We start from the raw sequence: 25,733 nt of genomic DNA, 5'->3' as shown, positions 1-25,733 counted from the left end.
CACTTCTGTGCGTGAACCTTTAGCTGTCCGATGAAGAATCGGGACAGCCACGCCGGACGGCTGTAAATTTGATCTCGCCGAGGATCTCGCACCGGCATCATCGAGGAGAGCTTGTTGAAAAAAGCATCCGGAGAGCCAGCACTCCCCGGTGAAAGCTCGCCTCACTGACGCGTCAGATTGACCTTCGGGGAGTTCGTCAGCGAGCCGATAGTTGTCCGTTGAAAAACCGGGACAGGCACGCGGGACGACTGGAAACCGTCGTGTTTCAGAGTCTCCTGCTCGAGTCAGTCCCGTTCTTCAACAGGCTGATGGCCTGCAACACCGGGTGAATACCCGATCCGCCGAGCTAGTTTCGAAACTGAGTTCACGAGATTCCCGCAGACTGCGTACCGCAAATTACAGTTTCGAAATGGAGTCAATTCATTCGCAGTTTGAATCCGGCTGACGCGGCAGAAAGGTATCAGCAAACTGCCAGAAGTCCCTGAGACTGTAATGCTTCGCCCGTTGTCGCAATTTTATTGCTGCTGGAGGCCACCTGAGAAACCGTCCGGCCTAAGTCGGCGGTCATGGCAGACTGCTGCTCAACAGCACCTGCGATTGCGGACTGGCTGTCGCGAATCGAACGCATCACCTCGTCGACCAGTTCAACAGCCGTAATCGCTGCCATGGATTCTGCCTGTATCGTTTCGATATGGCGCACGATAGAATGAGCCGCTTCGCTCGTCTGTTGTGCAAGTTCCTTGACTTCTGTTGCCACGACTGCAAACCCTCTACCCGCTTCACCGGCCCTTGCAGCCTCGATAGTTGCGTTCAATGCAAGCAGGTTCGTCTGGTGAGTGATTTGCTGAATGACCTGAACAACATCCCCGATTTCGGTCGTGCTGGAGCCGAGGTTATTCAGGACCTTGCTGGTTTCACCAACAGAGTCAGATGCGCGGTGAGTGATGGAAACCGCCTCCGATGCATTGCAGGAGATCTCCCGGATACTCGATTCCAGTTGATGAACTGCTCCTGATATGCAGACAGCAGTATCAGCCAGTTCATGGGCCTGCCGCGAAACGAAGGAGCCCGTATTCAGAATCGGATTCAGCGTGCCAGTCACCATTCGGCGTGTCATATAGACCGCCAGAATCACAGTGAGGCAGACGATTGTAATTGAAATCGTATAAACACCACTCAATAAACTTGACACTTTGCTTTCGACGGCTTCGTGCTTCAGTTCCAGAGTCTTGGCGAGTTTGGCAATAGCGATGCGGTGAGTCTGGTACAAAGCGTCAACGCTTCCGGCCAGAAGTTCCCGACTCCTTGCAAGATCCTTTTTTTCAAGAGCCGGAAGCAGTTCATTCTCAACAGTTTCATAAAACCGTCTTGCGGGATCAAACGAGTCACGCAGGAGCCCATCCTGAACATCCCGGTCACTTATCGTCAGGTTTTCACTCCAGTAGTTGTGTCGATCAAAGTATTCTGACTGACGCTCTGCCAACTCGCCCTTCAGCCGCAGGAACTGCTCCGTGTTATCAGACTCCTGTGCTATGAGCATTTCGTGAACGATCAGATTCGACTCAACGATGAACTCGGGTGGTGGAAGTATATCCGCGAAAACATCTTTCCCTTCGATGATCGATTGATAGTGCTCACCATTAACCAGAAGGGACCGACTAACATTGGCCAGGTAGAATATATTGACCAGCATCAATGCGATGAGTGCCGCTGTCAGGCGATAGAGTCGACCTGCCGCCGTCTGACTTTTGAATATAGCTAGCATTTCATGGTCCTGTAGTAGTCATTTTCTGGTTGCCAACTGAATCTTTCGTTGCGATCAGCGGCCCGCGGTGTCTGTGATGCTATCAGGCAACGAGGTCGACAGAATGAATTCGATCAGCTGTCTTGAGATGTGGTCAATTTTCGTCCGGGAACAGAAGTTTGCTGGGTGCGCGACAAAGGATTTGCCTGGCTGAGATTGTCGCCGACGGACATCTCTTGCGTTTCTCCAAAGCCGAAGGTGACAGCACTTCAAATTCCGGGTCTCCGCAATTCGCAACAGTCGCCATAACGCGGTGACCAGGATCGTACTAATCCAGCGAGAAGAACTGGTTCGCACCCGACTTCGATCTGCTCGTATTGCTGTTACTGATCGACCTTTGTTTTGCAGCGTGGTAATCGTGCGAGCGGTTTATCTTCGCACTGATTTCACCAACAAGCTCAAGAAGGTCATCTGCCATTGATTCGATCTCACTGGCAGCCCTGAGTGTTTCCGTAGTGCCGGTAGATGTTGATTCAGCAGCCGCGGCAACACGGGTAATGTTGTGTGCAATTTCGCCACTTCCTGAAGCAACTTCCGAGATGTTTCGGCTGATTTCTCCAGTCATGGCTGACTGCTCTTCCACGGCACTCGCGATTGCGTTCTGGGTTTCACTAATCTGCCTGATAATACCTGTGACCTGACCAATCGCCTGCACTGCGTGGTGTGTATCGTCCTGGATCATGGCGATTTTGCGAATGATGTCTTCAGTCGCTTCACTTGTCTGCTTCGCAAGTTCTTTCACTTCATTTGCGACGACAGCGAATCCCTTCCCTGCTTCACCTGCTCGCGCGGCTTCAATGGTGGCGTTTAAGGCAAGCAGATTTGTCTGTTCTGCGATGGAGTTGATGACTTTGATAACGTTCCCAATCTCCGCACTGCTTTCACCCAGCTTGGTGACAGTGGCGTTGGTACGATTGGCCGCTTCCACTGCAGCACCTGCAACGGAGGCGGCATTGGACGTATTGCCGGAGATTTCTTTAATACTACTGTTGAACTGCTCAACGGCCGTTGCCAAAGCCTGAGCGTTAGTGCTGACCTCTTCCGCGGCGCCGCTGGCCAGCGTGGCCTGGTGTGTCGTCTCGATGGCGTTCTTCTGCATCTTTTCGCCAACAGAACAAAGATCGCCGCGGGCAACGTCGCGCAATGCGAATGCAGACTTTCGCAGGCAAACAGCCACAACAATTGCGGTGTAGTGACCGAAGGCAACGCACGCTGCCAGCAGGACCCCGGCAACGGTGACCAGCCAGAATGTCGCACTGCTGACGAGCGTCATGGCCGAGGCTTCTAATGCGTCGGAATTCCGCTGAGCCGAAGTAACCAGTGTCTCAACGGCATTTCGATGGCTTTCAAAAGCCGGTTTGAGCTGTTTATAGAAAACGGATTCAACCGCTCCTGTGTCGCGCTTTCTTGCGGCGGGGAGCAATGAAGAGCGACAAATTGAATAGAACTCGCGTGCTGTCGTGGTGGTTGGCCCACATAGAAGGTCACGCGTTTCCGATTCTGCCAGGGTTTCCAGCCAATGATCATTCCGCGCATCAAACTCCGATTCCAGTTCCTCAATTCTTCGGATCTTTGAATTCAGAATGTCATCCGATTCGACGTCCTCCAGAGAATGAAGCAGCTCAAACGCCCCGACGTAGCTTTCAATGAGGTAATGAGTGGGAGGCAGGATGTCTGCCAGAAGGTCCTTCATGTCTGACACTTTGGAATATTCGTCACCGCCAATTCGAATCCTGTTGGTGGTTCTGTAAGACCATGCGGCATTGGCAACCATGCAAACCGTGAATATACCTGTCAGAACATAGATTCTGGCGGTGAGTGAAAGGCGACGGGTGAACATCAAATTTGCTCCGGTCGAATCTCTGTAATGAAAGGTTGCCGATGTGTAGAGGCTGACTTCTTCAGGACGGTTCAAATTCAGATCAGGCTTCTGGTCGTGTCAGGCGATCAGAGAGCCTTCGGCTCGATTCAAGTACGGCATGAATCGTGCGACCAATTTCTTCGGTTGTGAACTGCTGTTCGTGTACAGCTGTTGCAATGGCGCTCTGGGAGTCGTCGATCTGGCGTATCACCTGTCGAACATTCTCAAGCTCCTGAAGCAACTGCCCGGAGGCGTTCTGGATTGAGGAAATTTTTTGAGTGATTGTCGACGTTGCCTTTGAGGTCTCTCGTGCGAGCTCTTTGACTTCACCTGCGACAACGGCAAAACCTTTCCCCGACTCGCCCGCACGGGCCGCTTCAATTGTGGCATTCAAAGCCAGCAGATTGGTCTGTTCTGCGATGCCTTCAATGAGTCGAACAATGTTTCCGATTTCTTCGCTGTTCTGATGCAGTGCGACGCCTTTTTCATTCGTGGTTTCAACCCGTTCCACGACGTTTCGTGCAAATCCGGACGCCGAGGCGGCTCCTCCTGCGATGTCACTGATGTTGGCTGACAGTTGTTCAATTGCAGACGCAATACTTGCAGTGTTGTTCGAAACTTCGATGCTGACCTCTTCCCCAATCGCAGCGGTATTACAGCGAATGTCATCCCGTACGGTCGACAGAACAAGCAGAGATAAGACAGCGCAAACGGCAAGGCTTGGAATCGCCAGTAACCCGGCATTGCTCAAGGCAGAACGAGCATCAGCATCGGCTGGGTCAAGTGATTGAATAATCTCAAACGCTCCATAGAAGTCTCCTTCTTTATAGCCTTCCATTTGATAGCCAAGCACATCCACTCCTTCGTTGTTCCCCCACAGCTCTTGTGATGTAGTTGGGTTTCCGTGGCACATAAGACAGGATTGCTGGAGATGCACTGGCCGAAAATAATGGATCGTATTGTCCTGAGAGTTTCTCACCGTCAGCTCACTGGCCCCGGAATCCTGTAGTTCCTGCAGGGCATTCAACTGAAAATCATCAGGGGAATTCATTGAATTCCTTGCGTTAATCGCAGGCACTTTAAATTCAAACTCAGATTCTTCGGAGTGCATGGAGATTGAGTTCATCGCCGTTACGATAGGTACCGTTGATAATAAATCTTCCTGCCTACCGGCTTCGGCCCACTCTGAGAGCGATTTACGGCTAAACACTTCCCTGGCCCATTGGTGTTCCGCATTCTCGCGAACCGATTCACCAGTCCTGCATATCGTGCGAGCTCTGTCAACATACGCATCCACGGCAGCAGAATGAGAATGGTGATAATACGACAGGGCCATTACGATCATCACCAACGCAGGAACGGCCGTACCTGCGATCAGGATTCTTGCGGATTGCGGTAGTCGACGAAGATACACTGTGATCAGCTTCATGACGCTTGCCCGAGTACAGACATATGAAAATTGATTTTTAAGTTGTCGGTCATTGGTTGTTTTCGAAATCTGACCAGCTGCTCCGCGTCGAAGACGTGTTGTGCTGACTGGCCATGACTGGCGATTCGTTGTTACTTGTGTTCGAGTGTTTGATTCAGCTCAGCCCGAAACTCCGTGACCATTGCACATCACTGTTCCTGGCGATCTTCACCGGCCTGGTCCCTTCCGCAAAAGACTCTGCCTCACTGGCTAATGCGGTTGCCTGACAGGCCAGCTGACGGAGAATCTCACGCTGTTGCTCAACTGCATTCGCGATATCGCTCTGCGAATCATTGGATTTCCGCATCAGTTCCAGAGCATTCTGCGTCGACCGAATCGTTGCATCCGAAGATGCCTGAATTCCCTTAACCTGTTTGATGACGTTGTCCGCGGTCGCGTGAGTGACATTGGCGAGTTGCTTGACTTCGTTTGCTACGACCGAGAATCCCTTCCCTGCGTCTCCTGCACGGGCAGACTCAATGGTGGCATTGAGGGCCAGCAGGTTGGTCTGTTCCGAAATGGATGTGATCTCCGAAATCAGCCTTGCGACCGAGTCGGTGTATTCCCCCAGAGAACCAACAATCTGACAGGATTCCTGTGCAGTGTTCAGCGCTGTTCCAAGAGAAGAGGCAGCGACCTGGGAAGACTTGGAGATTTCGTCGATACTGGAAATGGATTCCGCCGTTGCAGAACTCAACTCCCGTGCGAACTGCAGAATTCTCTGCGCAATCTCAAGCGTTGGGGCGGTGCCTGCGGTGTTTGCGTCGACCAGTCGATTCAACAGATATCGGCTGGTAAGAACACCCGTCACAGTCATGACCGTGAGGAGAACCCAGAAGCTCAGTGCCTGACTGCTTTTGAAATCCTGGCGTTGCGATTCGATCCGCGATCGATAGGCATCAAGCGTTTCGCGAAAACAGGAGTTCAGGCTGATCGAATCCCGCACAAAGTCATGAGTTTCCGCTGTGTCGCGGCAATGTTCCGCTGATGTTTCGAAGTCTTTAAATGCGATCTCGAGGGATGATATAGCTGCCCGTATATCCCGATCTGATTCAGGAAGAATAGTGACGTGATAGCCATCAGACGTCCGAACCTGGCCACCCGAATTGAGGGCTTCGATGAGTATCGCTGTTTGTTCCAGCGTGCCGCGGCGGCCGAGATCTGAGAAGTCTGCGGAGTGTACGCGTGCAATTGTCTGGTTACATGCAATCACCTGATCATTCAGGGCTGCAGAGGCATCTTGAAGCGCAACAATCTGCGTTTCGATCGCGCTGCCGGCGTATCTCTGGATGAGAAGTGCTGCGCACCCGATGACTGGCACTGCCAGAATGACCAGCAGCAAACTCCTTTGTTCTGACTTTGGCATCTGTAGACCTGTCATGGAAAATCATAGGCCGGGGGTAAACGAGTTAGATACACAGATTCGAAACTACGCTGCCAGCTTAAGTGCCGCGTCCAGGTTCAATACAAGCAACAGACGGTTTTCGAGTTTGTAGGTGCCGGAAATCAGCTCCCGGGTCGACCCCTGTAATGTTTCGGGGGGCGGTTCGAACTGGTCTTTGTCGACGACCAGGACATCGCCAATTTCGTTCACAAGCAGACTGACAGGACCATCGCTGGTCCGCACGACGACATTCATTAATCGGTCTGTTGCCTCAACCTCCGGCAAATTCAGACGCCTCCGCAGATCCAGCGCGGTTACTATCTGGCCGCGCAGATTCATTAAGCCCCGCACAACGGGTGAAGCTCCCGGAATGCGAGTCATTCTTTGAGCACGAATCACTTCCTGGACACGGTGCACTTCCACACCCAGTGAAAGTGAGCCCACACGGAATGTGCAGTATGATCGTTGTTCTGACATTGTTTCTGCGTCCGGTACGAGATGACTTTGATTCGAAGATCCCTGGGGTCGCCTGTAAGTTTTCAGGCATTCATCGCAATTTGAGCCAGGTCGACAACTCGCGTGACGCGACCTGCAATAATCCGGGTTTCCTGATCGCTGGTGCCGTCGTTTGGAATCTCGGCCTGATTTACGATGTCAACAATCTGCCCTACAACGACACCCACATTCCGGCGACCATCGTTGTAGACGACAAGCGAAATGGCGTTGTTCTCATCCGGTTCCACCTGACCGAACTCGCTGATGGAAACCAATGGCATAATCTGGCCACGGTATTGCACGACCTGCTGTCGTCCGGTCTTTTCGATGGTTTCGGTATTGATCTCTTCAAGCCTTGCCACGGTCGATAGTGGAATCGCCGCGCGTGTTCCGTCTTTGGGATCCACGATGAGCCATGATTCGCCATGGCGGTTATGCTCAGCCCTGGACGAGTTTGCATCGATAAACTGGCGGCCAGTGTGTTCGTCCAGAACGTGCGACTGCTGTGCAATTCCAAGTACATCCAGAATCAGAGATACTGTGCCGTCACCCATGATTGTCGATCCGGCATACATGCTGATGGACTTTATGTGCTGACCAAGCGGCTTGACGACAATTTCCTGCGTGTCGTTGATGTGGTCCACAACGAGTCCGAACTGACGATCTTCGGCCTGCAACACAACGATGTTGACCACATCAGCCGAACGGTGTTCATCATCGTTGCGGCGAGCGCGAAGGCCAAGTTCCTCGTCGAGGTAAACGAGAGGCAAGAGTTGTCCTCGCAGACGGTAGACGGGGACGGAATGCATGAGTTCGATGTCAAGTCGCGCGCGGTCACCTTCCAGACGCACCAGTTCCAGCAGGCTCACCTGCGGAATGCAGTACCGATCTTCAAAACACGTCACGACAAGCGCTGGCACAATGGCAAGTGTCAGCGGGATCTTGATTCGAAGTGTCGTGCCGTGCCCCATTGTGCTTTGGATGTCGAGTGTGCCGCCGATTTTCTCAACGTTTGTCTTCACGACATCCATGCCGACACCGCGACCGGAAACGTTAGTCACCTTTTCTGCTGTGGAGAAGCCCGGCAGCAGAATGAGCTGCATCGCTTCACGATCAGACATCAGGGCAGCCGCTTCGGCGGAGATGAGACCTTTCTCGACCGCTTTGCTGCGGACCCGTTCGCCATTGATACCGCCGCCGTCATCTGCAATTTCAATATTGACCTGTCCGCCTTCGTGGTAGGCACGCAGCCAGAGAGTTCCTTCTTCCGGTTTGTTCGCTGCTTTACGAACTTCCGCAGGTTCGATTCCGTGGTCAACGGAGTTTCTCACGATATGAGTCAACGGGTCCTTGATGGCTTCCAATATGGTCTTGTCGAGCTCCGTTTCGGCCCCTTCCATCTTCACCTGCACCATTTTGCCACAGGATATGGACAGGTCCCGCACGACCCGAGGTAACTTGCTCCAGGCATTGCGGATAGGCTGCATTCGAGTCTTCATGACTCCTTCCTGCAGCTCTGTTGTAATCAGGTTCAGACGCTGCGACGCAGCCGCCATACCTGCGTCTTCGGTACTTTGACTGAACTGAAGAATCTGATTTCTTGCGAGCACCAACTCCCCAACAAGGTTCATCAACTTGTCCAGCAGATGGACATCGATCCGAACAGACGAATCTGCGATGGACGCGGAAGAAGATTCGGAGGCTTCTGCCGCTGGTTTAACCGGTTTTGCAGGCGTCCGGGATGGCGCGGCGGACGTTGCTGCCGGAGTCGGTAGAGATACCGCGGCGGTATCCTTTGACACGGATTCTGCGAGAGCAGACGTAGCCCCTGACGCACCGTCTTCATCGGCTTTGGCTTCTGCTTCGGGGTCTTTTTTGGCTGGTTGTAGTTCCGCGACAACGGACTCAACAGGAATTTCTCCGGGACCACTTACGACAGCACCCGGATCGCCGGACTTGAGCGCTTCGAGAGTTTCAACGAGCTCTTCGTATGTTTCGCCACCCTCGCTGGCACTGCCTTCGATGTTCGACAGAATTGAGCGAACGGCATCGACCATTCCCAGCAGACCGTTGGTGATGTCAGCGGTCAGCGGAATCTCTCCATCGCGGAGCTTCACCAGCAGGTTTTCGCCTACATGCGTTACATGCTCGAGCGTCGGAAATGCGAGAAAGCCGGATGTTCCCTTAATTGTGTGGATCGTTCGAAAGATGCTTGAAAGACGATCCCTGTCGTTGGGCGCTTCTTCCAGTGCCATCAGGTCGCGGTCCAGCTGATCGAGATTCTCATGACTCTCGACAAGAAACTCTTTGACAATTTCGTCAAGCATTTCCACGGATGATCACCTTTCCATGACTTCCAGCATTCGCACCCTCAGCGCCGGGAAAACCGAATGGAATCCCGAATACGATCAAACAGGAGACGTTGGACGTCGCCCTCTGCGGCTTCGTGATCGGTCAGCAGTTCCTGCTCTTGCTGAAAAACTGCGTCAGATGTTTCGACAAAGAATCAAGCTGGAGACCTATGGCAGGCTGTGACGATTCTCGTCAATCTAACGATGGGGAAACTTACGAAGATGGGGACGGCATTCGATACCCTCAACTGAACACCTGAATCCGATCACCTGAATCGGATGCCAAACATCTTTAATACGCGCAACGACTCACGTGGATCCGGTGCAGCCATTCGTCATTAGCCGCAGTGCGGATGGGCGCAAGCTCATGTGAGGCTTTCCAATCCGATCATCCAATGAGCGTCTTGATAAAGCGAAAGAAGTGTCACTCGCGATCCGCAGTCGAGCAGCTCGAACGAGGCTGGATTCTCCGGCCGACAGATGGCAATCAGGGCACGAAGGACGCCGGTTGCTCGACATTGACACCGTATCCGATCGATTGCAGCTGAATCCGGTGAGCGGTCTCAGTGGGCAGGTCAAAAACCAGACAAACCTGCTGAAGGATCTTTAGTGCGGTTTCGTGTGAGATTTGGTTTCCCGGAAGAGAACCTCGCACAATTAACTTGTGCATTCCATCACAGGGAAAATGCACATCAAGCCATCCATGTTGTATCCGAACACGCCCGGGCCCCATGTACCGCGAATTCCCATCTTCAAAAACAAGATTATCCTGTTCGGTGTAAAGCTCAAAAGAGACACAGGATTGAGACCGAAATCCAATCCGTGCCTGGTACTGCAGGAACCCCGCGGGAAATTGCTGATCCGACAACTCCAGACACTGCCCCCCGGCAGCCGTCGACTCTGCCTTCCTCGGCTCCGCCTTCCTCGATTCTGGATCTGTTCCTTCAGACGAAAACTGCGAATACTGGTCGTCGATGGCTGACCAGATTGCCATGCGGTCCGCCAGATCAAAAGTGACCTGGCGATCCAACACACGCTGAAGCCTGTTGACGGAAGCCGAAGCATCGCTGTCTGCGGCGAGAATCACGTGGATCGAGCCATCACGAATTGCAACAGGCAGAATGAACAACTCACGAGCGAGTGACTCGGGTACCATCTCAATCGCCTCACGCTGAATGGAGACGATGGAAAGGTCTTCGATGTAGGCCATACGAACCAATGCCCTTCAAGCGAGCTCAGAATGTTGTCCGAGTGGCTGGCAGAATCAGCCTGAACTCCTCCCGACAGACTTCCAGAAGTCGCGTTGCGTTGGAAGTTACCCAAGCCAGAAGTTAAAGTCACTGCAGGCCCAATACGAATTGGCCTGGTTGACGAACTGCAATTTTGATGAAGGGTGCTCAAGTGACCGTGATCTCTCCCGCCTCCCAACCAAACCATTCTCTCCGTTCTGCTTTGACCCGGCAATGCCTGAAACGGCGACTCCTGGTCCTCGTTCTGTTGATTCTGGGTGGCATTGCCAATCTTCACGGACAAGTAATGGCGGGTGACGTCACTGTCAAAGTTGGCGAAGGTGATACGATCACTGTTGCAATCGATGGCGATGCATTTGCGACGTACAACTATGGCGGCGATCTGCCAAAACCTTTCTTTCTTCCGATTCGTACAGCCTCAGGTACCGTCATAAACCGAGCATTGAACGATCAGTCGGATGCGGACCATCCGCACCATAAGGGACTTTGGGTCTCGGTCGATGAAATCAACGAACAGAAGCACTGGGCGGAGAAAGCCCCAATCGTCAACACCAGCACACGAATTGTGAAATCCGGCGGACCTGCCGCTGTCCTGGAAGTCGTCAACGAGTGGCGAGACGCAGAAAACAAGGTGGCTCAGGTTGTCGAAACGACACGCATCGCCATCCACAGCAATCGTCTGCTCGTTTACGAAATCACATTCACCACGAATCTCAATGAGGCCATCTTTGAAGATACCAAAGAAGGGCTGCTTGGATTTCGTGTCGCCCCGTCCATGAAGGAAAAAAATGGTGGCCGGGTTGTCTCCAGCGACGGGACAAAGGGAACAAAGGAATGCTGGGGCAAGCCATTTCCATGGATTGACTATGTCGGTGAAGTTGAAGGGAAAACCGTGGGAGTCACCCTGATGGACGATCCCGGCAACTTTCGGCCTTCGCGTTACCACGTCCGCGATTACGGTTTATTCTCACTGAGCCCGTTTGGAGAAAAAGCGTACACAAACGGTAAACATGAAGCGATGCCGGTTCATCTGAAGAAAGGGGAAAAACTGAGCCTGCGTTACGGCGTTTACCTGCATGATGGTGATACCGAAGCCGGCAACGTTGCAGCAGTGTGGGAACAATTTTCCGGAAGGTAGGTCGCAATGAATCGTTCCGGGGATTCAGCAACTCGATGCCTGAGTCCCCGCGTTCGCATCCATGCTGGGACCATTCTTGTCTTGATTGTGTGAGACGTCAGTTTGCAAACCGAGGAGACTTTTCATGACTGAATGTTCCGGATCGGATCGCAACCCTATTCAGCGCCGTAGTTTTCTGAAGACGGCTGCAACCGGAATCACTGCGATTTCCAGTGTCGCAGTCGCATCGCTGGCGGGGCTTCAGGTCCTGCCTCTTGCCTCAGCGGGTTCTGCTGCGTCGCCGAAGACGAAGAGCTGTGAGACGCTTGTCGCACAGTTTTACAAGACATTAACTGACCAGCAAAAAAAGCTGATGGCGTTTGATTTTGATCACCCGCTGCGCAACGCTGTCGACAACAACTGGCATATTACGAAGGCGGTCATCGGTGATGCATTCACTCCGGATCAGCAGCAAATGATTCGGGATATTTTTGTAGGTCTGCACAGTGAAGAGTATCAGGACCGCGTCATGCAGCAGGTCGAGCATGACAATCGGAATACCAATCGCAGGAACGGATTCAGTGGTTGCACTGTCGCTGTCTTTGGCCAACCCGGTGAGAACGGCGCAAGCGGAGACGGGTTTGAGTTCGTTTTGACCGGTAGACACGTCACGCGTCGCGTGGACGGCAACTCCGTCCAGGGTGCAGCGTTTGGTGGCCCTATTTTTTACGGACACGCCCACGAATCGTTTAACGAGAAACCGAACCATCCCGGCAATGTCTACTGGTATCAGGCCCAGCGGGCCAACGAACTGTTCCAGGCCCTGGATGGCCGCCAGCGAAACCTTGGGTTGAGATCAGATCCAAGAGACGAAGCGGCCTCAGAAACCGTTCGACTTCGGGGAAAGGATGCACAACTCACGGGAATTCCGGTTTCGGAATTCAGCGCAGATCAGAAAGACCTTGCCCGAAAAGTCATGGCAGACGTCCTCGCACCATTCCGCAGTGAAGACGTTCAGGAATCAATGCAACTCATCGAAGCAGGTAGCTTTGATCGACTTCACTTCACCTGGTACAAGAATCTGGATGTCGGAAACGATGGAGTTTGGGACGTGTGGCAAATTGAAGGTCCAAACGTGGTTTGGTACTTCCGTGGTGATCCGCATGTTCATACCTGGGTCCATATCCGGCAACCAGCGTAGGACGGTAATTCGCTCCTTCGAAATTCAGACGTTTTCAGGACCGTAATCCAGGGGCCCCCGAAGTTTGGTCGTTTGTCAACAGGTCGACTCAGTGGCGAGCTCAGCAGAAGACCAGTCACCCATTTCACCTCAGGTGACAAATTCATTCACCGGAGTCTCCCCGGAATGCTGGCGTCGGTGGGTGGGTGATTTTTCCTGTTTGTGGCCGAGCGGCATACCAACGGCCCGACGCGTATCTGTCGTTTCTTCTCGCCTGCCTGCGGCACTGGATCGTTGTGGAGAATGGTTCGAGCGATTGCGAACACTGATGTTGCGACTGGATCCCGTTCAGGACATTGTCTGCGTTGTTGAATCTCACGATCTGCACCGAACTCACGTGAATCGACTGGTTCATCAGGCCGCCCGGCTTTTTGGAGTTCCGGTGCTGCAGATTGTTATTGATTGCGGCAGGCATCCGTCGAGCGTAAAGACCAAGCCAACAGAAGATCGCATAGCGACAGAGCAGTTCTCCTGCATCCTTCAGCCAGTGGATCGTCTGCAGGGTACTGACTGCGATTCGATCGTTTCGATCCACCGACTGCAACAGCTTCCCCTGATCGATCGGGTTCTGTTTGTAGTGAGCGAACGACTTTGTGTCCTGGACGCGCGGTCCGGAGGGCACACTCAACAATTGCTGCGGCACCATGCCGTCGACAATGAACGAGCAGACATCCTGATCCACCATGTCGTTCAACATCCGGATGCTTCCGAATCGCTGCAAAGAATCGACCCGGTCCGGCGCATTCTGGTGCCGTGGTATCTGTTTCCGTCAGGTATTGTCGACGATCATCCACTGTCGGCTCAGGAATCAGCTGAAGAGGTCAGGGATTCGGGCTCTCGCGGGCCAGCGACTGAGAACGACGGCCCGTTGGACAAACCCGAAGAATGGTTGTTGCACTGGACGCGATCGCGACGCGGCCCATGGCCTGATCAGTCTGATCAGGCCTGGTTCGAGGAACTGATTCTTGGTGTACCTTCGGCCAACAGGTCCGCACTTGCCGTATTAATGCGGATTCTGATGGATCGAAAGATTCTTGCATCATCCGAGGCGATTCGAGGTGGATATCGGATGGTCGCATTCACCCAGGTACCACTGGAACAATTTCGCAAACGACACTGTTTCCGGCGACATCGACATCGTTTTGATTTTGAACCCTGGGGCATCGCTGTGCGAAAACGCTGTCTTTTCGAGCTCGGTGCAAGGCCGGTCATCTATGGTGATGACAACAACTGGCAGGAAATGGACGAATTCGACCGTCCATGGTTCCAGAGGAGAACCGGGAAATCGGGGGAACAGTTCGATTCTGAACGTGAATGGCGACTGGCGGGAGACCTGTCATTCGGTGCATTGCCCGCTTCGGATGTAATTGTGTTTGTTGACGACACTGCCGCTGTTGATCATCTGGCACCGCAGGTTCCCTATCAGGTCATTGCGGTTCCACCTGAGGCTGCGTGAAACAGTTGCAGCGTACAAGGCTTCTGCGTCCCGCAAACTGCATGACCGGATTTGCCCAAACGCGAATCCCGATCATCCCGCAACCTGACGCCTCAACAAACAGGGGCTACGAAAACTCCCTGCTTATGCGTTCAGCCCCGGTGAGACAACCTCAGCCCTGTCAATGAATGACTTGTGGGTCTAACTTCGTTCGGACTCTGCCGCAGAGTAATTAGTCTTCGACCGCCGCGTATTTCAACAGAACAACAGTGGGTTCCTGAATTGTTTCCACCAGTTCAAAACCACTTGCTGCAAGGATCTTCTGAAATCCCTCCAGAGAGATTTGGTTGAGATCCGTGTCGACTGCGCTGGCAACCCACAGGTGTTTTGGGCCGTGTTCCTTCTGTTCTTTTAGACGAGCTGCGTAACTGGCAACCATCTCAGGTTCTTTGTCCCAGAGAAACGGCAGTCCAATCCTTGGGTGGGGCGTCTGAATGTAGAACCGTCCCATGCGACAACCTGCGTAGTCAAGCAGGACATCGTCGTCAAACATTTGCGGAATCAAAAAACTTTCACCAAGTCCACTTTGAACATAAATCGGCTCCAGGGCCACGCCATGCTCCTGAATGTAGTTCGCGCATCGTTTCCACTGTGCCGCCTGCACGGTACCCAGGCGTTTTGTTTCCCAGGGCAGCCGATCCTGTGTTCCCCAGGAAACAGCCAGCATTACGACAACAGCAATAACAGATGACCGAACGTTGCGACGATGCGATAGCAAAGCTGCCATTAATCCGGCACTGGCGATTTGAACCCCAATCCGATACCGGGGGTTTGCTAGGCTGGCTAAATCTCCGTGGCACAAGAACGCGACAACAACGGTGGGCATCAGCCCCCATAAGAACAGAGATCGAAACATAGGAGAACTATGTCGCAACTGTCTGTCTTTCGACCGCCGCAGGAGTTTATTAAACAGCCATCCGGTAAGCAGACCTGCAGGCAAACCGGCCCACCAAAACGAGCTGATGATTTCCAGGATTGGTGAATCATCCTGATAAGAAAACGATTCACCCCAGATGGACATTCGCAAAAGTGGCCTCCAAAGTGGAACCAGTGATGCTGTAAAAATGGCTGAAACGGCCAACAACAGACCACGCGATGTCCAGGACTCAACTCGCAGTTCCCAGATCAGAATTGCCAGCGAAAGGATCACGACGCCGGCATTCAGGTAGTGCGACCAAACCAATCCTACCGCACAGGTCACCCAGAGCAGTGCAAATCGTTTGCACTCGGGCCGAAGTGTCCAGGCAACCGTTACGGCAAACATCAGACCAGCAAGGAAGTACGATAAACTATAGCAACGAGCGATTCGTACTTCGCCAATCGCCAGAGGGTGCCACGCAGTGATCAGCGCACAAAGGGATCCGGGGACGACCCCAAGAAGTTGGCGGCCCAGCCACCAGGCCGCGGGAATGCTGGCCAGGTACCAGAGAACAGATGGAAGGCGGAACGCCACTTCATTCTGGCCAAGAAGATAACAGGAAACACTTCGCAGCGCGGGTGACAGTGGCGGAATGTTTTCGTAGTCCAGACTTCGCTGCCACATGGTCAACGGATTATCGTGCCCCATAATCCAGAAGGTTCCGTATTCGTCCAGCACCAGTGGACCAGCAGTCAGCGTGGGGATCATCAAAACGCAGCCGCTGATGATCGCGAACAGCAGAATCCCAAGTGCCGTTCGGCGTTCACCCGTATCGTTCACCTCGCCCCGGTAATACGTCCGAGCGAGCCCGGCCCGCACAGACTCAGTCTCGCTAGTCATGGCTTTCTCCCGATCGCAATTAACGAACTTCCGGCGGGCATGGGCATTCCGAGTCTAATCAGGCGGTTTTCCAGTCGCACGACAGAATGCAGCAGGGAATTCAACCATTTTGAAGGCATGGCAAGATCTGATGTGACGTTTTGATGCGTCCCCGCTCCGCCCCTCGTTCTCTCCATCATCCGCCTGCGCCCCACAATGAATGGCAGGCGTTGAAGCACAACGAGCGGAAACAGCAGGCACATTCGGTACGTCAACAGTTCACAATGCAGCCCCAGGTCTTCAAGCAAACTTCGCACTTCAGATTTGCGAAAACGCTGCACGGTATGCACTGCCATATCATGGCGGCTGTACAACCAGTTGAATGCGGGCAGATGCAGCAGAAACAATCCCCCGGAACACAATTGACCGACCAGCATCCGCAGTCCAGGCATCGCGGCAGCAATGCCCGTGGTGTAGAGGACGTCAGACGAAAACAGCAAATCGAATGTCTCGCGGTGAGTTCCGGGACTGCAAAGATCGCTGCGATAAACATCGGCCTCTGGAACCCGCTGTGCTGCTTTCGTCACGGCGTCCTCAGCAATATCAAATCCCGCCAGATACCCTGGACTCAGCAGTTCATTCAGCATTACCAGATTCTGCCCGGTGCCACATCCGGCATCAAGAACGGCCGGCCGTTCGGGGAGTTGAAATCGGGGCGACTGCAGCAGAATCTCACAAAGCTCGCGTGCCCCCTGATACCACCAGTGGCGCTGCTCCACCTCCGCCATCACCCGATACTCATCCGGGTTCATTGCATCGCGCCTTTGGTGGCAGAAGTTGCGCAGAGAACGCGCGTGATTTCCTGACAGACTCTTTGAATTTCATCAGAGCGAAGTTCCGGAAACATGGGAAGTGAAAGAATTCGGTTTGCCATTTCTTCGGTCACTGGAAGCGATACTGGTCCATCGTTTCGTTGGAACGCCGGCATTGTGTGCAAAGGCTGGGCGTAATGAATTCCGTATCCGATTTCGTTTTTCTCGAAGGCCGCCACCATCGCATCGCGATCGTCCAGTCGAACCACAAACTGATGCCAGGCAACTGCAATTCCCGCTTTCGATGCTGGTGGAAGTATTTCCGGCCACTGCGATAACAGACGTCGGTATTGCAGTGCATTCTTCTGTCGTTTGCTGACAGCATGTTCCAGATGTCGCAGTTTGACCCGCAGAATGGCGGCCTGAATTTCGTCCAGGCGACTATTGCGACCATCCGTGTGTGCGACCGGCTGTCCGCGGCGAAAACCGTACATTCGCAAAGACCTTAGTCGCTCAGCCAGCAACTGATCGCTGGTGATGCAGATGCCACCATCGCCATATGCGCCCAGGTTCTTGGTGGGGTAGAAAGAAAAACATCCGATGTCACCATCGCAGCCGGCGTGTCGACCGTCGCGGGCCGCTCCGTGTGCATGAGCACAGTCTTCGATAATTTTCAGGCCATGATCATTCGCGATAGCCGTCAGCGAAGACATATCCATGGGAAACCCATGCAAATGAACCGGAATCACGCACCGCGTTTTTGCTGTGATGCAGCTCGGCAGCTGACTGACATCCATCAGCAAAGTCTCTGCATCAATGTCAACAAAACGCGGCACTGCCCCAACCGCTCGAATCGCAGATGCCGTCGGTACCGCCGTATTTGCGACAGTGATTACTTCGTCACCTGGTTCTACGCCAACCGCCATCATCGCCAGAATCAGCGCATCGGTTCCCGAACCAACGGCCACTCCGAATTCGCTTCCAGTAAATGCTGCGAACTCTCTCTCGAATGCTTCGCCTTCCGGGCCAAGAATCAATTTGCCCGAACGAATCACGCGATCAATCGCCATTGAGATTTCCGGCTCCATTCTCGCATGGCCCCGCAGGTAATCAAATGCACGCACCGGATCAGATCCGGCATGCGATTGCTGCGGAGGCTGACTTCGTGCGGACGATGAACCGTGTGAGCTCCGTTCGGACGAGTGATTTGCACGTTCACCATTCATTGGGTTCATTCAGGTCTTTCAGACAGTGAGATTTCTCCGAATCTGATTCTGAAGAGTCAGATTCTTCGACAACGGAAATACTGGATGACGGCACATCGTTTCACCCGTCGTCCAGATACCTGTGTCGATGCTGCTGAAAAAATTCGACTGTTGAAGCAAGTCCTGACGGCAAATCAATTCGGGGCTGCCAGCCAGTGACATCCTGAAACAGCCTTGAGCAGCCAAAGTAATCGCCCACATCGATCGCCTTGCGTTCAGGAGGGAAAGGAACGCATTCAAATGGCACAGGCAATAGCCGCGACAGAATCTCGGTTACCTGCAGCAGGCTGTATGGCTGAGGATGTGAAAGATTGTAAATCCGGCCACCCGTATGTTCGCTTAGTCCGCTGACAATCAGCGCATCAACGACATCATCCACATGATTGAAGTCTCTCCTTTGCTGACCGTCACCGAAAATGCAAATGGACTGTCCCCGGAGTGCCCTGGCGAGAAATACTCCGACGAAGCCTTTAGATGCGTCACGAAGATCCATTCTCGGGCCGTAGGTATTCGTCAGCCGCAGACACGTGGAACGAATCCCGTACAGGCGATAATAAAGCCAGTAGAATTGTTCAGCCGCTAGTTTGCTGATCCCATTCACATCCACGGGCCGGATGGGATGTTTTTCGTTGACTGGCAGAGTTTCTGGTCGACCGTAGATTTGACGAGTACTGGTGAAAACAATGCGTGCTGTCGGGTTCTGCAGTCGGCAGGATTCCAGAATTGCCAGCTGCGCCCGACAGTTCAGGTCCAGATCCAGCAGAGGCTGTCGCATACTTTCGGCGTGACTGACCTGCCCCGCCAGACAGAAAATCAGGTCGCAGCCTTGTGCTGCCTGAGCAAGTCTTTCGCTGTCACGAATATCAAAATCCAGCAGTTGAATATCACCGCGGACAGTTTCGATATTAAATTCGTTCGCTCCGAAAGAACCGTTTGGTAAATCCACAATGGTGACCCTGGCCCCGCATCGAACAAGTTCAATCGCAAGGTTACTGCCGATGAACCCCAGGCCGCCGGTTACCAGAATGCGTTTTCCACGAAGCACTTTCTGAATCGCTTCGGATGATCGAGGCTGAGCATTGTCCGTGCACGAAGGGATCACTCGGAAACTCCAGCAGAGCCTGCATGAAGTTCCAAAGTGATGTCATCTGATTCTTTATGCCGATCATGAGCGACGATGACCGATTCGGGCCTCGTTTGCATTGATGAACAGCATGCACTCTCGCAGGATGTTGCCGCCGGTGATCGGATCACGCTGCGTACAATCGATTGTGGCATCCCGTTCTGGTCCATGAACAGTCGGCCGACATATTCACCAATCATTCCCAGAACGACCAACTGGATCCCGCTGAACATCGTGATCAGCGCCAGAATGGTCGGTATACCGACAGGAACAGACGGGTTGAGCCAGAGTTTATCAATCACGATGCCCGCCATCAGCAGGACGCTCAACGCAGATGTCAGCAATCCAAGGATGACGGAAATGCGAAGCGGGGTGACAGAAAAACCAAGGAACATATTGAGCCAGAGTCTGACAAGCCGACGCAGGTTATAACCCGACGCACCCGCCTGCCGTTCTTCGTGCTGGACTTCGATTTGCCCGATGCGCCGTGTCGTTCGGAAAATCAGACCGTCAACATAGGGGTAAGGCCCTCGGTACTGGATGATCTGATCTACCACAAACCGGCTCATCACTTTGAAACTGCTGAGATAAATGTCAGCCGGCTTCCTGAGCATCAATGTGGCCATACGGTCATTAAAGCGGCTGCCAAGGTTCCGGAACCAGTGATGCTTCTTCTCGCGATAGAGCCCGTAGACCACATCCAGGTCGCTGGCCTGGAGATGTTCCCACATCCGCAACAGTTCTGCCGGAGGATTCTGGCCGTCATCATCCAGCACTCCCACGTAACGGCCTCGTGCTTCTGCGAGGCCCGCCAGCACGGCACTGTGTTCTCCAAAATTACGTGCCAGGTTGACGAAGACGACCGTCCCGTTGAAACGGTTCACCAACTGGGTGCAAACCAAATCGCTGTCGTCGGCGGAACCATCGTTGACCAGAACCACTTCAAGCTCTGGAGGGCTGCGACGGGCGAGCGATGCGAAGACTTCGTGAATGGAATCGACGACGGCGCAAATGGTCTGGCTTCCATTGTAGACCGGAATCACCAGTGAAAGTTCCACTTGGTTGGTATTCACTTAAGGACGCTCAGGGAGAATGAATACAGGACGCACCGCGCGAATTGGTTAAATCAGCTTAACTAACGAATTCGATGCTACGCTGAAGAACCGGTATGAGCAATCCTTCGCCGTGTGGCGGCGGAATAAAACTAAAAATTGTTTCGGAAAGAGCGGACTTTCGAACCAACCCACGAAGACACAATGGGATGGGGTGAACGGCCGGAAAATTCCTGATACGCCCCCACCGCCACCCCCGTTCACAGGGTTTTACTCACAACCACCGGGCTGACAGGATCCGGCCGGAATCGAGGGCTCAACCGGTTCAAATTGATCCCTTCCGCAGATGATCCATACAGATTGATCTGCTCGATCAATCGACCGAAGGCGAGTTGTGAAAGGAGTTCCAGCCGTCATTGACGTGAGCGGACTCGACTAGCGTTGCAATCTTGAGGACAAACTGTGGACCTCGTATTCAAGCCGGCAGTGCCGCCTGAGGCCTGATCTCATAGCTTTGCGAACTGATTCAGACGTTTTATCTGGAACCACTTGAACCCAGGCCAGCCGGGATCGGCGATCGCTGTTCGGCCGGAATCGTCGGCATGGGACCTTGCCCGCAGCCGTGCCCGCCGCGCGCCATTCAATGATACTCGCTGGAGAAAAAAGGCGGCCGCAATGCCAGCTGTCCGATGAAAAGCCCGGACAGGCGCGCAGGACGACTGGAAACCTTCGTGCTTTAAGATCTCCTGCTCGGGCCAGTCCCGTTTTCAACAGGATGCTAAGCCCTGAATCCTCGCTGAGTGTACGAGCCAGGGCAGAACGACACAAAACGTAGAACGCTCCTTTTTTTCTGACTCTGTCTTGTCCAGCCCCATTAGAAACTAACCTAACGACCCGTTGAAGAAAGGAATCCGACGGGACCGCGAGGGATCAATTGCCGAAAGAAGATAGTGAGAAGTCTCTCACTAACGATTCGGCTTTCGTATGCTTCGCCCACATGCTGCAACGACAAATCAAGGGACATCATCAGTTGAGTCGAATGCGTTAGCGAAAGCAGCTTCATTGATGGAAGACGTGACGTACATTCTGAGTGCGATTGAATCAGGCCGAGCCACCACTGCGGATCTACTGCCGCTGGTCTATCACGAACTGCGACGCATGGCGTCCAGTCGGATGCAGAACGAACAGCCCGGCCATACGTTGCAGCCGACGGCATTGGTTCACGAAGCGTTTCTGCGGCTGGTGGGCACCAATGATGTGGCTGATGGCCATACGGCGACATGGCAGAATCGTCGCCACTTTTTCGGAGCAGCGGCCATCGCAATGCAAAGAATTCTGGTTGACGAGGCACGCAGAAAGAAGCAACTTCAGCATGGCGGTGATCGAATGCAGGTACAGCTTTCCGATGTTGATGTCGCTCAGCGAACAGCCGCCGATGGTGTTGATTTAATCGCCTTGAATGAAGCGCTTCAGGAATTGGAAGCCAGCGATCCGAACAAAGCCGAACTGGTCCGACTACGCTATTTTGCCGGACTGAACGAACAGGAAGTCGCTTTGGCTCTGAATATTTCGCGTGCCACCGCTTCTCGCTGGTGGACGTTCGCCAGAGCATGGTTGTTCGAAAAGCTGCGGACCACCGAAGACTGAATCGTGCGGGATTCTGAAGGCCGTTCCGGCGACTGCCGCTTAGCGCGGCTTCGATCGGTTCCGCCGGAACTCGGGCCACTGCAGCTGAAATCACAGGACTTGTGAAGTTTTGAGTGCTTTCGGTATCTTTCGTGAGGCGCGCGACGGATGGATATCGCATGGCGTGGTGTACGGAATAGAGTCCTCACCGGAGAACGACCATGACTGAGCCAGACAAGTCCGCAGCGAGCGGCGATTCCGAAAACTCTGCCCGGCAGCCCGCGGGCTTCAACACGGACGCATCTGCAGGCCAGGCAGCCACAGATCAGCCAGGCACAGACCAGTCAAACACAGACGAAACAACGGTATCGCCCAGTCAATCGTCCGCTGCTTCTTCCATCAGCCCGGATTCGATCGAAGGTCTGTTTCTGCAGGCTTTGCAACAGCCTGATCCCGCAGACCGAGCCGAGTTTCTCAGCAGATCCTGCGGCGAAGATCAGGATTTGATGCGTCGAGTTAAGGCGTTGCTGCGAGCCTACGACGACGCGGGCAGCTTTTTGGAAGAACCTGCTGGCGGACCCAGGCCAACCAGCGAAGTGTCGCTCAGTTTTCTGAAACCGACCGACAAAGAAGGTGTGGTGGGCACGATTGGGCCGTACGAAGTGCTGGAAGTGATCGGTCACGGCGGCATGGGGGTTGTGCTGCGAGCGGTCGATCTGAAACTGAACCGCATTGTGGCTGTGAAAGCGCTGTTGCCCGAACTGGCCGCCAATCCGAATTCTCGACGTCGCTTTCTGCGAGAAGCTCAGGCGGCCGCCGCCATCAGCCATCCGCACGTCGTGACCATTCACGCGGTTGACGATGCTCATCAGGACGTCAACGGCAAACCGGTGCCACCCTATCTGGTGATGGAATGCGTGGTGGGACAGTCACTGCAGCAGAAGCTCGATCGAGTCGGCACGCTGCGGCTGGCGGAAATTCTGCGCGTTGGTCGGCAGATTGCCGAAGGTCTGGCGGCCGCTCATAAGCAGGGCGTGATTCATCGCGACATCAAGCCAGCCAACATTCTGCTGGAAAACGGTGTCGAGCGAGTCAAGATCACCGACTTCGGGTTGGCTCGAGCCATCGACGACATTACGGTGACTCGCACGGGCGAAGTCAGTGGTACGCCGCAGTACATGTCGCCCGAACAAGCCTGCGGGGAACGGGTCGACCATCGCAGCGACCTGTTCAGTCTGGGCTGTGTGATGTACGCGATGTGTACCGGACATAGTCCGTTTCGAGGCGACAGTATTGCTCATGTGATCAAGCGAGTCACTCAGGATACGCCTCGCCCGATTGACGGACAGAACCCTGAGATTCCCACATGGCTGATTGAAATCATCACGTGCCTGTTACAGAAAGATGCGACTCATCGATTTCAGAGTGCGGAAGGTGTAGTGGCGATTCTGGACCAGCACCTGTCACGTATTCAGCATCCGACGGAATCGGGTTCACATTCGTTGATCAATCAGCAGATGCCAACTCGGTTTGGTGAGACTTCCGCTCAGGCTGCCGCTGCCGTTCAGCCGGCCGATTCCGCGGCAGCACCTTCGGCCTCGGTTCCGCCTTTGACGACTACCGGACTATTGGGACCGTCCGGCAAAGTGCTGGTGCCAAACTGGATGAGGTCGCTAAGCAGAATCTGGTTGTTGCTGGCATCGGCGTTTGTTGCATTCCTGATCGTGATCCAAAACACGCCCAACGTCGGAATCGGCCCGACGGAGCTGATGATCGTGTTCACGATCGGCAGCACGGGCTCTATCCTGATGGCGATCCTGCTGTCGCGCGAAGCGGTCACACGAGAAGTGATGGCGATCGCCCTGTTTCTGGGACTAGGGCCGCTGGGCTTGCTGATGTATTTGTTGATTAAAGATAGTCTGCAGCCTGCTGCGGCGAATGATCCAGCGGCACCCGTCAACAATGTCGGGGCGAATTCGTCGCAACTGGAGCAACCATGCCCGGCACAGCCATCGCAAACAGTGGGTGTGCAGTTTGGTGCAGCGATTGTTCAGGTGCCGCTCGAAAACTACTTGCACTATGCAGCAACCAAACGTCTGGGCTTAATCTGCGTTCTGTTCTTTCTGGGTGGTGCAATCTATTCACTGATTTCCCTGGCCCCGGCGTTACTGAGGGCCGAGTCGACCAACGGACTTATCAGTCGCATCGCGACATTTGCCGTCGTGCAGTTGGCGGCGTGGGGTGGAGCAACGGTTGCAGTCTGGTATGCAGGGAAGTTTCCTTTGCGTAGTTGGGGGCTGCTGAGTTCCGTGCTGTTTGGTTGTATCTTTCTGGGGTATTTCTGGGCGACCGCTTTGCGAACGAGCGCTTTCAGTCAGACTCTGATCGGAATTGCCATTCTTCCGACAGTTGGCTGGATTCCGTACGCTGGATTTGTGCTGCGTCAGTGTCGAACCCTGCCGCAGTTCCAGACGTTATTCGTACCAACGTCACAAAAATCAGGGCTGCAAAAATGGTGGTTGCCGGTTCTTGTGATCGGGTTTTCCTTCTACTTGCTGTATGCCAATTCCTCCCGACATACAGTGGCTCTATCGCCGCAAGACAGCCAAAAAGCGGTTGAGTTTGTTGCTCAACGATTTCACAAGCCGGTGATTTCCGTCCAATCGATTGGCAAGGGCCAGGCAATTGTCGTGATACGCCTCGACGATGGCGGCGATGGCGTAATTCACCTGATTCAGGCAGCGAACGGCTTATGGGAACTTGACCCCGCTCACCACGCCACCAAGATTGAGATCGGCAAAGGCGACACGCTGGGCCCCGCCAATGATGAATGGGGGGGTCTGATTATTGAATCGGTTGATCCCGGTACGTTTGTCGCTATCACTGGCGCGGGGCCCCGAGTCATCGACGGACAGCCAGTCCTGCTGCCAGCGGGACAACATAAACTGCCAGTCGGCAGATACTTTGTCCAGGTGTTTGACACTCAGGCCGGCTGGCTGAATGACATTCGATCGAGCTCGAATGGCGAATACGAAAAGATCTTCAAGACGGTTGATCACATGTTCAAGGATGTCGACCTCGACAGACCAGTTTACGACTCGGAATCCGGCACGTACACGTTCGCTCAATACAATGCGCAACGCGGTTCCCTGACGATTGAGTCCGGCAAGTTCGCCACTGTCGATGTCAGACGCAATTTAAAAGCGATTGCTCGGGGAAGTGACTGGTTCAACAAAGAGGCCGCCGAAAGATTCATGCCCGGTCAGTTCTACCGCTTTCTGTGGAGCGGCACCAAGTATTCCTTCTCAGCAGATCAGGCAAGAGTTGTTGACGTGCTGCTGCGTGCTCACGCCCATGATCAGTCGGATATGAGTGAAACCGATGTGCTGACGCAGGCTTTTCACGACGAAGCTTCTCGGCCCCAGAATCTGGCAAGCGTCTTCAACGATGCGAAACACCCGGCCTGGGGCATCGTGTTTTCAGCGATCGACAGTGGCGAGATGACTCGCTTTCAGTTGAAGCCACTGGAAACTGCCCAACGGTAAGACATCGAGCGATCCCAGGATGAACGCGAGTGTGTTTTATCACCTCCCCAATTGCATCGTTGGTGTATGGGCACAGGGTGTTGTCGATGGAGTGGAAATCGAGCGAC

Annotated in this window: 18 protein-coding genes; 6 read left to right on the top strand and 12 right to left on the bottom strand. The window is 53.8% G+C overall.

Features of this window, described 5'->3' with window-relative positions; translation table 11 throughout:
* Positions 1–460 precede the first annotated feature (460 nt).
* The 6 genes from R3C20_05390 to R3C20_05365 form a co-directional block, all read right to left on the bottom strand.
* Positions 461–1,765, bottom strand: a complete 1,305-nt coding sequence (locus R3C20_05390) for a methyl-accepting chemotaxis protein (GenBank protein ID MEZ6039918.1) — start codon at positions 1,763–1,765, stop codon at positions 461–463.
* 307 nt (positions 1,766–2,072) lie between these two features.
* Positions 2,073–3,644 (bottom strand): methyl-accepting chemotaxis protein, encoded by a 1,572-nt coding sequence (locus R3C20_05385; GenBank protein MEZ6039917.1) that lies wholly within the window; start codon positions 3,642–3,644, stop codon positions 2,073–2,075.
* A gap of 82 nt (positions 3,645–3,726) precedes the next feature.
* Positions 3,727–5,094, bottom strand: coding sequence for a methyl-accepting chemotaxis protein (locus tag R3C20_05380; GenBank protein MEZ6039916.1), 1,368 nt, complete (start codon positions 5,092–5,094; stop codon positions 3,727–3,729).
* 154 nt (positions 5,095–5,248) lie between these two features.
* Positions 5,249–6,499 (bottom strand): methyl-accepting chemotaxis protein, encoded by a 1,251-nt coding sequence (locus R3C20_05375; GenBank protein MEZ6039915.1) that lies wholly within the window; start codon positions 6,497–6,499, stop codon positions 5,249–5,251.
* 63 nt (positions 6,500–6,562) lie between these two features.
* Positions 6,563–6,994 carry a chemotaxis protein CheW gene (locus R3C20_05370; protein ID MEZ6039914.1) on the bottom strand — a complete coding sequence of 144 codons (432 nt, stop codon included), beginning with the start codon at positions 6,992–6,994 and terminating at the stop codon, positions 6,563–6,565.
* 62 nt (positions 6,995–7,056) lie between these two features.
* Positions 7,057–9,339: a chemotaxis protein CheA gene (locus R3C20_05365; GenBank protein MEZ6039913.1), complete on the bottom strand. Its 2,283-nt coding sequence runs from the start codon at positions 9,337–9,339 to the stop codon at positions 7,057–7,059.
* A 22-nt stretch (positions 9,340–9,361) separates the two neighbouring features.
* Between R3C20_05365 and R3C20_05360 the strand changes: the two genes are divergently transcribed.
* A complete protein-coding gene (locus tag R3C20_05360) occupies positions 9,362–9,547 on the top strand; it encodes a hypothetical protein (protein ID MEZ6039912.1) in 186 nt (61 codons plus the stop codon).
* Positions 9,548–9,850: 303 nt separating this feature from the next.
* Here the strand turns inward: R3C20_05360 and R3C20_05355 are convergent, their stop codons facing one another.
* On the bottom strand, positions 9,851–10,573 hold the full coding sequence (locus R3C20_05355) for a hypothetical protein (protein MEZ6039911.1): 723 nt from the start codon (positions 10,571–10,573) through the stop codon (positions 9,851–9,853).
* A 176-nt stretch (positions 10,574–10,749) separates the two neighbouring features.
* Between R3C20_05355 and R3C20_05350 the strand changes: the two genes are divergently transcribed.
* From R3C20_05350 to R3C20_05340, 3 genes are all read left to right on the top strand, one after another.
* Positions 10,750–11,751 carry a PmoA family protein gene (locus tag R3C20_05350; protein ID MEZ6039910.1) on the top strand — a complete coding sequence of 334 codons (1,002 nt, stop codon included), beginning with the start codon at positions 10,750–10,752 and terminating at the stop codon, positions 11,749–11,751.
* 124 nt (positions 11,752–11,875) lie between these two features.
* The gene (locus R3C20_05345; GenBank protein MEZ6039909.1) at positions 11,876–12,931 is read left to right on the top strand and encodes a DUF3500 domain-containing protein; all 1,056 of its coding nucleotides are present in this window, start codon (positions 11,876–11,878) and stop codon (positions 12,929–12,931) included.
* 91 nt (positions 12,932–13,022) lie between these two features.
* Positions 13,023–14,426: a hypothetical protein gene (locus R3C20_05340; GenBank protein ID MEZ6039908.1), complete on the top strand. Its 1,404-nt coding sequence runs from the start codon at positions 13,023–13,025 to the stop codon at positions 14,424–14,426.
* Positions 14,427–14,637: 211 nt separating this feature from the next.
* On the opposite strand, the gene R3C20_05335 is transcribed toward R3C20_05340, so the two are convergent.
* The 5 genes from R3C20_05335 to R3C20_05315 form a co-directional block, all read right to left on the bottom strand.
* Positions 14,638–16,224 (bottom strand): glycosyltransferase family 39 protein, encoded by a 1,587-nt coding sequence (locus R3C20_05335; protein MEZ6039907.1) that lies wholly within the window; start codon positions 16,222–16,224, stop codon positions 14,638–14,640.
* A complete protein-coding gene (locus R3C20_05330) occupies positions 16,221–17,015 on the bottom strand; it encodes a methyltransferase domain-containing protein (GenBank protein ID MEZ6039906.1) in 795 nt (264 codons plus the stop codon). The genes R3C20_05335 and R3C20_05330 overlap by 4 nt, the downstream gene beginning before the upstream one ends.
* Entirely contained in the window at positions 17,012–18,139 is a 1,128-nt protein-coding gene (locus tag R3C20_05325; protein MEZ6039905.1) for a DegT/DnrJ/EryC1/StrS family aminotransferase, read from the bottom strand. Before R3C20_05325 ends, R3C20_05330 begins: the two co-directional genes overlap by 4 nt.
* A gap of 202 nt (positions 18,140–18,341) precedes the next feature.
* Positions 18,342–19,382 (bottom strand): NAD-dependent epimerase/dehydratase family protein, encoded by a 1,041-nt coding sequence (locus R3C20_05320; protein MEZ6039904.1) that lies wholly within the window; start codon positions 19,380–19,382, stop codon positions 18,342–18,344.
* Complete coding sequence (locus tag R3C20_05315) at positions 19,379–20,476, bottom strand: glycosyltransferase family 2 protein (GenBank protein ID MEZ6039903.1); 1,098 nt, start codon at positions 20,474–20,476, stop codon at positions 19,379–19,381. Before R3C20_05315 ends, R3C20_05320 begins: the two co-directional genes overlap by 4 nt.
* A gap of 963 nt (positions 20,477–21,439) precedes the next feature.
* On the opposite strand from R3C20_05315, the gene R3C20_05310 reads away from it, so the two are divergent.
* Both R3C20_05310 and R3C20_05305 read left to right on the top strand, forming a co-directional pair.
* Positions 21,440–22,102, top strand: a complete 663-nt coding sequence (locus R3C20_05310; protein ID MEZ6039902.1) for an ECF-type sigma factor — start codon at positions 21,440–21,442, stop codon at positions 22,100–22,102.
* 200 nt (positions 22,103–22,302) lie between these two features.
* Positions 22,303–25,626: a serine/threonine-protein kinase gene (locus R3C20_05305; GenBank protein ID MEZ6039901.1), complete on the top strand. Its 3,324-nt coding sequence runs from the start codon at positions 22,303–22,305 to the stop codon at positions 25,624–25,626.
* Positions 25,627–25,733: the final 107 nt, after the last annotated feature.

The sequence above is a fragment of the Planctomycetaceae bacterium genome (assembly GCA_041398825.1).
In the GTDB taxonomy this organism is placed as follows: Bacteria; Planctomycetota; Planctomycetia; order Planctomycetales; family Planctomycetaceae; genus F1-80-MAGs062.
This window is presented reverse-complemented; position numbering and strand designations above follow the sequence as displayed.

Bases quoted from the DNA above. Each gene is read 5' to 3' on its own strand.
- R3C20_05390 (MEZ6039918.1), bottom strand. From the start codon at position 1,765: ATGCTAGCTATATTCAAAAGTCAGACGGCGGCAGGTCGACTCTATCGC.
- R3C20_05385 (MEZ6039917.1), bottom strand. From the start codon at position 3,644: ATGTTCACCCGTCGCCTTTCACTCACCGCCAGAATCTATGTTCTGACA.
- R3C20_05380 (MEZ6039916.1), bottom strand. From the start codon at position 5,094: ATGAAGCTGATCACAGTGTATCTTCGTCGACTACCGCAATCCGCAAGA.
- R3C20_05375 (MEZ6039915.1), bottom strand. From the start codon at position 6,499: ATGCCAAAGTCAGAACAAAGGAGTTTGCTGCTGGTCATTCTGGCAGTG.
- R3C20_05370 (MEZ6039914.1), bottom strand. From the start codon at position 6,994: ATGTCAGAACAACGATCATACTGCACATTCCGTGTGGGCTCACTTTCA.
- R3C20_05365 (MEZ6039913.1), bottom strand. From the start codon at position 9,339: ATGCTTGACGAAATTGTCAAAGAGTTTCTTGTCGAGAGTCATGAGAAT.
- R3C20_05360 (MEZ6039912.1), top strand. From the start codon at position 9,362: ATGACTTCCAGCATTCGCACCCTCAGCGCCGGGAAAACCGAATGGAAT.
- R3C20_05355 (MEZ6039911.1), bottom strand. From the start codon at position 10,573: ATGGCCTACATCGAAGACCTTTCCATCGTCTCCATTCAGCGTGAGGCG.
- R3C20_05350 (MEZ6039910.1), top strand. From the start codon at position 10,750: ATGAAGGGTGCTCAAGTGACCGTGATCTCTCCCGCCTCCCAACCAAAC.
- R3C20_05345 (MEZ6039909.1), top strand. From the start codon at position 11,876: ATGACTGAATGTTCCGGATCGGATCGCAACCCTATTCAGCGCCGTAGT.
- R3C20_05335 (MEZ6039907.1), bottom strand. From the start codon at position 16,224: ATGACTAGCGAGACTGAGTCTGTGCGGGCCGGGCTCGCTCGGACGTAT.
- R3C20_05330 (MEZ6039906.1), bottom strand. From the start codon at position 17,015: ATGAACCCGGATGAGTATCGGGTGATGGCGGAGGTGGAGCAGCGCCAC.
- R3C20_05310 (MEZ6039902.1), top strand. From the start codon at position 21,440: ATGCTTCGCCCACATGCTGCAACGACAAATCAAGGGACATCATCAGTT.
- R3C20_05305 (MEZ6039901.1), top strand. From the start codon at position 22,303: ATGACTGAGCCAGACAAGTCCGCAGCGAGCGGCGATTCCGAAAACTCT.